This window comes from Luteibacter sp. HAY1-4A, from assembly GCF_056755355.1.
In genome coordinates this window covers 95,945-104,767 of sequence record NZ_JBNDHZ010000006.1, presented here as the reverse complement: position 1 = coordinate 104,767, position 8,823 = coordinate 95,945, and the positions used below count along the sequence as shown (strand labels likewise).

Sequence of the window (8,823 nt, the reverse complement as noted above, 5' to 3'; positions counted from 1 at the left end):
AAGTCACCTGACTGCGGTCACCTTCATTCACTGTCTTGCGCCAGTGCCGGCCGCTGATGCCTCGCTCCGCCTCGTCGACGACGGCATACGTTTCATACCGGGGCGACCAGACCGTGCCGTCCGTATCCTGCGAATAACTCGTGGAGGCAAGGCGCCCACCTGCGTCGTAGGTGTACGAAATGGTCTGGCCGAGCTGGTCCACCTCGCTCGTCACCTGACCAAAGCCGTCGACGACGAACGTTCGCTTCCCCCCGTCCGGGAACTGAATCAAGGTCGGGATGCCCCGCGTGTATCCCCCAACCTGTGTCGTCTTCTGCCGGGCATCCGTGAAACTTGTCAGTTGCCCATGGTCGAACGTGTAGGTCATGACCGTCTGCCCATATTCCTCCCGAGACGCCATCGTTGCGTCTGAGGGGTTGTAGACGTTCCTCGATACCGTCTCCCAGTGGCTTTGCCCCGTGGGCGATTCGTTGGCAGGGACGAGCGTTGACCTCGTGGCAGGAAGGCCAATGACCCAGTGAGAGAGGTCATCCATATACGTGAACTGCTCATCGACAGCGTTGGGAACAGCTTCGCCGCCGACGGTGAGCGAGACCGTATTCGAGCGGCGGGTCCATGACGGCCGGGCGAAGCTGTCGAACGCGAGTGCCTGCCAAGTGTAAGCATCCGCTCCTTCGGTAATCGTTCTGCGCGACAAGGGCGCCTCGCTTGTCGCGAGGTCGACGTTGGCATAGATGTTGAAGTTGTAGCCGTATTTAGCGGGCCAGGGACCGGTCAGCGCATAATCCATCGTCTCGACACGCAAAGGACTTCCGCCAAGTCCGGCATAATACTCTGTCGAAAGACCCTTGCCCTCGGTCGCATTTGCCCGGTTGCTGAAGTAATAGCGCGTGAGGTTCGAGCCAGGGTCGACGACATCGGTGTACGAGGTGTAGGTACAACCGCCCGACTGGCATTGCTGCTTCCAGCTCGCCTGAGCCAACGGGTAGCTATAGCTCCAATCCTGTGCATCAAGTCCAGCGCCCGTTACATGTTTGCTGCGCAGGGCCAGGTTGTTGTAATAGCGCGGAGCATTCTCAAAACCATTGGCTGTGGGACCGTTTGCGCTGCAATACTCAAAGACATCCGAACGCGCATGACGGGTCGGGCGCGCAGTAAAGGTTCCGACCAGCCCCGACGGCGTGGTGACAGTGCCGACCTTGGCAATACTTTCATCGGGCGCGGAGGGGTCAAGGCAATGACCAATGGACGCTGTACTCTTCACGTCGAAAGTCAGGTCGGAAAGCGCGTAACCCCAGGTGGTTCCATCCGGCAGCGTCACACCGGTCAGGGTCTGGCCTGTTGCGCTCGGCTGATAGCTGTAGGCCCACACACGGGTCTTGCCATCAGCCGACACAATTATCTGGGTAATCTGTTTGGCGTCGCCCGAATACTGGAAGTCGACGCGCCTCTGGTCATCGCCCACGATGCTGCTGATTCTTCCGGCGTCGTAGTTGTACGTTACACCCCGGCCGAAGCGGTCGACGACACGTGTTGCAAACATGAATCCGATTTGCCGGCCAATAATGTAAGGCCGCGCAGGCCGGTAGTAGAGATAATCGAGCGAGTACTGCGTCCCGTCCGGCCCGATCGCTAGAAATGCCTCGCCAGGCGCGCCGTTTGACGTGGACGGCAGACAGGCGAGCTGCCAGTTGCCTTTCGAGACGCCGACGAACGTTTTGCCCATCGATGGCGAGGGCAGCCCGTTGGGTGCGACTGCCAGCATATCCTGGTTTTCCTCGCCCGGGATCCGAAGCAGGTAACCCTCGTTCCACCACTGATCGGATTCGAGCGGCTCGGAGCCCGGGCGGCCCAACGTCATCGACGGCGGCTCCCGAAAGTTCGTGCACCGGTCGGTCATCGCGATGGAGTTGACGAGCCAGCCCTTGTGGGAATCCCCATCCGTCAGGGTGTGCTGGTCGGAGACGACTGTCGAGAGACGCGGCAACTCGATATCCCAGTCCCCGAACGATGCATTGTCCTTGCGGATATCAGCGTCGCCGTCGGCCTTGAACGTGCGGGTAATCTGAATGAGAGGTCCATTGCCGGGAATCGTTATGTCGACAGCTGAAAACGTGATCGACCCATCGTGCAGGTCGATTTGCTCGCCGAAGGGAGTGTCACCAAGTGGAGTGAGCTGGTCATTGACCTTCACCAGCTTCTTATATTCATCCTCGGGATTTGTCGTCTGCGCGTGACTGAGTTCGACCGCAGACAGCAGGAGCATCCCGAACGCAATGCGACGGGCGAAGGCGAATGGTGTCATTTTCATGATCGGCACTGGGCGTCCCGCCAAATGTGTACGTAAGGACCGAGGAATTATCGAAAAGTGGTACGCGCGATCGGAAACAATGGCAGCCAACCCGACGATTGGCACCGAGCGGATCGTGCCAAGCTGTGGCAAAGCAGGATGGCTCTATAAGCGGGTTGAGGTTCTTTCTTGGGCAAGTGAACCTCGACGTGAAGGACGCAGACCCTACTGGGAGGTTCTCGCCTGGTTTACGGGCACTCCGAGACCTGCTTCCGTGACGGCACGCGAAGCACTCCTCACAATGGCTCTAAATACTTCAATGTCGCTGGTCCATCCGGTCACGTGCACAACCGCGTTACCCACCATGCCTTCCGTATCGCAGGCGCCATGGCTTTGCCTGTACGTAGCTTCCTCACACACCATGACCCATCCCTTGGTCTCCCACGATGCAGGCGGGACCAGGATGACAAGATGCTCAGGCCCATTGATCACTTCGAACTCTTTGTAGATGACCTGACGCTTGCCGGAGTTCGCCAGATACGGCTGAAGACTGCTCCAGTTCCTGTAAGTCTGGTCAGCGGGAGATGAAGTCACAAGCGCCTGACTCTGCGTCTGGCTTGAATCGACTGTGAACCCTACCGTCGCCGTTGTGGCCCGATCATCGACAACCCCCGGAGGTGGTGACTCACAGCCAGCTACGAGGAGTCCGCAAAGCAAAATTGCGACGCGGGCATTGGCTACTTTTGACATCATGGCTGGCACCCCGGCGTGCAGTAACTGAAAATGGCATTTGTTGCTTTCGCCTGAAAATCGCCCCAGGACTTCCATCCGCCCGTCGGGCCATAGCCAAATGGCGTTCCGCCATAGACACCGCTGGAGAGTCGGTGCGCGGTAAAAACCTGATAATGGAAGTCGGCCGATTGAGTGAGCGTCGGGATCGTTCCCCTGTTCCGGTCAACTTGCCTGACGTACTGATTCATCACATCGTTGCCAATGCTGTTTAGCTCTGTCTGGTTGACGTTGTCCGAGAAGAATGACCACGTACCGTCACGGAGTGCGATTGCGTCATTGAGCCGCTGGAGATTCACCCATGCGAGCGCCTTCATTTGAGTGGACGCCCAGCTGTTGTCCAGACCACCAGGATTCCACAACGCCATACCATCAGCCGACCATGGGTCACGCGGCGAACGGTGGAAGCGAAGACTCCAAAACAGCGCCCTGTTTCCTCCCGCAGCGGCCGCTCGTTCGGCAGCCGAGATCGGCAATGATATGCCGCCGTCATTGCCGACTGGCTGGTTATTGCAGCCATCGGATGCGTCACGCATCCGCTGCACTGGCGCACTGACCTCACCCACTGCTCCGCACGCCATGCCGGTGCGGTCGATATTTGATATTGGATTGTTGTTTGCGTAGGCAAAGCGGTTGAAGTTGAAGACGTTCCCGACACCAGGGAGAATTGGATCCGCACTGATGAAGCGGCCAACCTCGGGGTCGTAGTAGCGTGCAGCCATGTACACATATCCCGGCGCGCCATCGACCACGCTTCCGGTGTATCTGACATTACCGATCGCAATGTCGCCCAGGATGGTCCCGTAGGGCGTCGACTCCTGGGAGCCCGTCAGGTTGCCCGCTGCATCGGTCGTTGCGAGGATAGTGCCCGCAGGATCGGCGTAGTAATACGTCACCTCCTTCGCTGCGCGGGCACCTGCCGGCACAAGCGAAAGGGTCCCGACAAACACCATGAAGAGAACACGGCAAAGCATCCATGCGCGCCGCAAACGGTCAGCACGGCGCCCGCCGGCCGCAGAAACAACAGGCATCCCCTTCCCCTTGTTCACGGCCTTGCGCCGATCGTCGCCAGAAAATATGACCGGGGCCTTTCGCTGTCAATCAGTCAACCGGGTCTCTGACGCATACCGGACACGACGCAGTGAGCTGCGGTGCAGCAATTGACGACCGTGCGGGCGCCTCCGGCAACGGGTCCACAAGTACTTTCGCGAGAGAGCAGCCGAAACGATCTGTTTCAGTCGATACGTCCTTCCTTGCTGCAACCGCCCAATGTAGGAAAACCCCTACACCGAAGCGCGGCATGCGCCTACACGCGTGGAAATCCAGCGTTGCGTCAAGCCCGTCACGCGACGAGACGGCAGGGCGATGCTCTCCCGCAATGGCGCTCGCTCGCCTGCGTCAACCGACGCCTTGTATTAGTGCCGCCAGAGCCAGTCCACCAACCCAGCCTCGTCGTACCGGCGACCTTCCGCGCAGCAGATGTCATTGCTCGAGATCCCGGTCAGCCGGTCAATCAGCAGGCTCCGGGCTGCGCGAAGGCTAGCCGAGTGGCGTAGGCGCCGGCGAGAGATCGAGCGAAGAAGAAGGCTGCAATCGCAGCTCTTCTTCCATTGCAGCCCCCGGACTCATCCAAAGTGCGGCGCGCCGGACGCTTATTGAGAAAAGGGATGAGCTCGAGCCAGGCATTTAGGTAACCACCGGGATTATCGGCGGGGATGGGACCTTATGTTGATATCGCCGTAGAGATCTGCCCGAAAGCCAAGCTTTGCGCTCTTTGGGTAGGCAATGTCGAGGTGCGTCGTATCAACCCAGGACATGTCTACCGTGATTGCGGACGGATTTTGTGCGGCAGGATCTTCAAAGACCAGAATCTGAACCGGCTTACCTTCACCATCTGCGCGAACAAAATCCACCGTCGTGAATACAGCAGCTGTGCCAGGCCCGCTGTACTGGGCTGTCTTTGCCACCACGATACTGTCTCCGTCGAGGGAGCGAAGGTCTTTCTGCCAAACCACTGCGGAGTCATCACTGCAGCCCGTGAGTGAAGCACCAAGGATCAGGAGGAAAAAGCGCGGCTTGATACAATCAGCAAGAACAGTGGCCAATTTCCGAATTTTCACTGGACGGTGCATAGGTTTCCTGTTTTCTGGTCGCTGAAGCCGCGCGCGATGTTGTGACATTCATCTGGGGAATATGGGGATAATCCTTGCCCATTTGCCGATTCGGCGGATACACCGAGCGAGCCTTCCCGTACGCGTCCGCAGAACTTAGGATCTCTGGAAAGTTCCACCCTGCTGCACCAAGGTAAACGCCATGCACATAGTTCGCATAGGCAGGCGTACCACCATATTGGACCTGTGCATCTAAAGATCCGCCGCGCTTGAACTGCTATAGCGTCGCCAAATTGTGCAACGTACCCCAGCATTCCGAGCGACCTAGGGCTGTAGGGATTCGGAGCATACGTCACATTACGAACTTCCAATCCGCGTCGCTCATAGTCTTGCGGCGGGGGTGCCGAGCCTGACCGGGCACATGTATCGCCAGGGCAAAGACCCAACAGATCCACGTCAGAAAGCGGGTTTGCTAGGATCGGCGCAGGCGTGCTCTTGGGGGCCATACCCATCCGGTTGATCGCCAGATCCTGGGCGGGCACGCGCCGGCTCCTGAAAAAAATGGCAGAGAAACGGGATTGCTGTGGCACCGCGATGCTGGATGTGTGGGACGGGTGGTACCAGGGAAGAGCCGGCAGGGCTTCATAGAAGCAGATAACTGCGTCCCGAGGCGGAGTTACCGCAGGTAGCTGCGCAACACGGCCATGACAGGCTCCAGCTCTTTCATGGCCTTCGGGTTGCTGGCCGCCACGTGCTCGCGCAGGTGGTCTTCCAGCAGCAGGCTCATGAGCCCCTGGACCGCCCCGCGGATCGAGGCTGCCTGCTGCAACACCGCGTCGCAGTCCGCATCGGCCTCCAAGGCCTTTTCCAACGAGGCGACCTGGCCGCCGATCCGGCGCACCCGGGTGATCAGGGCCTTCTTGTTCTGGATGGTGTGGGACATGGCGATCTCCTGGCAATACGCATAGTATAGGGGGGTATACCTCCTATGAGTTAGCTCCCGTGACCACCCTCGACCCCAAACCGTTCCAGCACTCCCATCAGTTCAACGAGGGCAATCCGCTGGCCGAGAAGAACACCCTGCGGGCGGTCGTCATCACGGCGATCATGATGGTGGTGGAGATCGTTGCCGGTTACGCGCTCAACTCCATGGCGCTCCTGGCCGACGGCTGGCACATGAGTTCCCATGCCGTGGCGCTGGGGGTGTCTGCGGGGGCCTACGCCCTCGCCCGCCGCTTGGCCACCGACCGGCGCTTTGCCTTTGGCACGTGGAAGATCGAGGTGCTGGGCGGATACAGCAGCGCCCTCCTGTTGGGTGTGGTGGCGGTGCTCATGCTCGTGCAGTCCGTGGAGCACCTGGTGCACCCCGCGCCCATTCACTACAACCAGGCCATCCCGATCGCGGTGATCGGCCTGCTGGTGAACCTGGTCTGCGCCTGGTTGTTGAAGGACGGCCATCATCACAGTCACGACCATGGACACGATCACGATCACGGTCACGGTCACGGTCATGCACACGCAGGCCATGGCCACCACCACCATGATCTCAATCTCCGCTCGGCTTACCTGCATGTGGTGGCCGATGCCGCCACGTCGGTGCTGGCCATCATGGCGCTGTTGGGCGGCAAGTTCCTCAACATCGGCTGGCTGGATCCCGTCATGGGCATCGTCGGCGCTGTGCTCGTCGCGCAATGGGCCGTGAGCCTGATCAAGCAATCGGGGCGCATCCTGCTCGATGCCGACATGGATGCCCCGGTGGTCGAAGAAGTCCGCGAAGTGGTCGCAGAAAAACTACCCGGCGCGGCCATCACCGACCTGCACGTCTGGCGCGTAGGTAAAGGCCGTTATGCCTGCATTCTCTGCCTGGTCACGGACCGGCCGCTCACGCCGGCGGTAGTGCGTGGATATCTGGCGGTACATGAAGAACTGGTGCACGTAACCGTAGAGATAGCCAAGACGGATGAACCGACCATGGTGTTTTTTCCCAGCGAACGGCACGCCTGACGGAAGGCCTCTTAGTTAATCCTTACAGTCAGGCACCAGGATGGAAGCGTGGTCACGGCCGCACTTGCAGACGATCATAATCGGATAGGGTGATCCCACCCTCGGCGATGGTGACTGACCATGAAGCGGCGAGATTTCTTGCAACTGAGCGGCCTGGCCACGCTGGGCGGCACTGTCCTTCCCCTGGAACGCGCGCTCTCCCTTCCAGCCAGCACCCCGAGCCCGGTGCCGTCCACTCCACCGGATCACACCCTTCGGATTGCCCGAAGCCTTGTCGAGCTCGCGCCAGATCACATCGTTTCCACGACAACCTATAACGGCCAGTTTCCCGGCCCGCTTCTGCGGTTCAAGGAAGGCCAGCCCGTTGTGCTCGATGTCTACAACGACACCGATACACCCGAACAACTCCACTTGCATGGACAAACGGTGCCCGCGGACGTGGATGGCGCCGCCGAGGAAGGCACTCCCTTCATTCCACCGCACGGCATGCGGCGCCTGGCGTTCACTCCAGGGCCCGCCGGGCTGCGCTTCTATCACACGCATGTAGTGGCCGGCAGCGACCTGTCGCTAGGCCAATACAGCGGCCAGGTCGGCGCGGTGTACATCGAGCCGAGGCAGGACCCTGGTGCCTTCGATCGCGAAGTGTTCCTGGTGCTCAAGGAGTTTGACCCGTTCTTCAGCAAGGGCGGCGACATGGACATGCACTTCCTGCAGCCCGCCACCCGCGAACACGCCCTGGAAGAACGTGGCGAGACGGCGATGAAACAGTCAATGGCCAGTGGCGGGGCACACGGTTACGAGGTGGGCTATCAGGCGTTCGCCATCAACGGGCGCATGCTGGGCCACGGCGATCCGATTCGAGTGAAACCCGGCGAGCGGGTGATGTTCCACATCATCAATGGCAGCGCCACCGAGATCCGCAGCCTTGCCCTGCCCGGCCACACCTTCAAGGTGGTGGCACTGGACGGCAACCCCGTGCCGCGGCCTGCCGAAGTGCCGGTGTTATGGCTGGGCACCGCCGAGCGCATCAGTGCGCTCGTCGAAATGAAACACCCCGGGGTGTGGGTGATGGGCGATCTGGCCGATGACGACCGCGAGCGCGGTATGGGTGTCGTCGTGGAATACGCAGGCCAACACGGCAAACCCCGTTGGGAAAAACCGAAACCCTTCGCCTGGGACTATCGGCGATTCGCCAAGCCCGATGCCCGCGCCGCAGAACCGGACGAGATCATCGAGATGACGTTCGCCAAACAGAATGCTGCCCTGGGCGGTTTCAACCGGTGGACGATCAACGACGTGGCCTTCGACATGAAGGCGATGAAACCCCAGTTCCAGCTGCACCACGGCCGACGCTATCGGTTACGGATGCACAACGCCAGCGACGACATCCACCCGATGCACCTGCATCGGCACAGTTTCGAGATCACTCGCATCGCGGGGCAACCGACAGGCGGGGTGATCAAGGATGTCGCCATGTTGGGGGGTTATCAAACCATGGAGGTGGACTTCGTTGCCGATCAGCGGTGGTTGTCGCTGTTTCATTGTCATATGCAGTTGCATATGGATTTTGGGTTTATGGCGTTGTTTGATTGCGTTTGAGTTCTTTCGGCACCATGCCCTCCCCGGCCG

At 60.0% G+C, this 8,823-nt stretch carries 6 protein-coding genes; 2 read left to right on the top strand and 4 right to left on the bottom strand.

The features are described 5' to 3' along the window. The 4 genes from ACPYOD_RS03380 to ACPYOD_RS03365 form a co-directional block, all read right to left on the bottom strand. The coding region (locus ACPYOD_RS03380; RefSeq protein WP_481300321.1) for an RHS repeat domain-containing protein at positions 1-2,311 on the bottom strand (2,311 nt) is incomplete at its 3' end. A gap of 728 nt (positions 2,312-3,039) precedes the next feature. Then, positions 3,040-4,128 carry an RHS repeat-associated core domain-containing protein gene (locus tag ACPYOD_RS03375; protein WP_481300320.1) on the bottom strand — a complete coding sequence of 363 codons (1,089 nt, stop codon included), beginning with the start codon at positions 4,126-4,128 and terminating at the stop codon, positions 3,040-3,042. 654 nt (positions 4,129-4,782) lie between these two features. Continuing rightward, a complete protein-coding gene (locus ACPYOD_RS03370; protein WP_481300319.1) occupies positions 4,783-5,211 on the bottom strand; it encodes a hypothetical protein in 429 nt (142 codons plus the stop codon). A 655-nt stretch (positions 5,212-5,866) separates the two neighbouring features. Beyond that, positions 5,867-6,133 carry a metal/formaldehyde-sensitive transcriptional repressor gene (locus ACPYOD_RS03365; protein ID WP_481300318.1) on the bottom strand — a complete coding sequence of 89 codons (267 nt, stop codon included), beginning with the start codon at positions 6,131-6,133 and terminating at the stop codon, positions 5,867-5,869. A gap of 59 nt (positions 6,134-6,192) precedes the next feature. Between ACPYOD_RS03365 and dmeF the strand changes: the two genes are divergently transcribed. Beyond that, a complete protein-coding gene (gene dmeF / locus ACPYOD_RS03360; RefSeq protein ID WP_481300317.1) occupies positions 6,193-7,194 on the top strand; it encodes a CDF family Co(II)/Ni(II) efflux transporter DmeF in 1,002 nt (333 codons plus the stop codon). A gap of 120 nt (positions 7,195-7,314) precedes the next feature. After that, the gene (locus ACPYOD_RS03355) at positions 7,315-8,793 is read left to right on the top strand and encodes a multicopper oxidase family protein (RefSeq protein ID WP_481300316.1); all 1,479 of its coding nucleotides are present in this window, start codon (positions 7,315-7,317) and stop codon (positions 8,791-8,793) included. Positions 8,794-8,823: the final 30 nt, after the last annotated feature.

Excerpts from the sequence above, each read along its gene's own strand:
- ACPYOD_RS03370 (WP_481300319.1), bottom strand. The coding sequence starts at position 5,211 with ATGCACCGTCCAGTGAAAATTCGGAAATTGGCCACTGTTCTTGCTGAT.
- ACPYOD_RS03365 (WP_481300318.1), bottom strand. The coding sequence starts at position 6,133 with ATGTCCCACACCATCCAGAACAAGAAGGCCCTGATCACCCGGGTGCGC.
- ACPYOD_RS03355 (WP_481300316.1), top strand. The coding sequence starts at position 7,315 with ATGAAGCGGCGAGATTTCTTGCAACTGAGCGGCCTGGCCACGCTGGGC.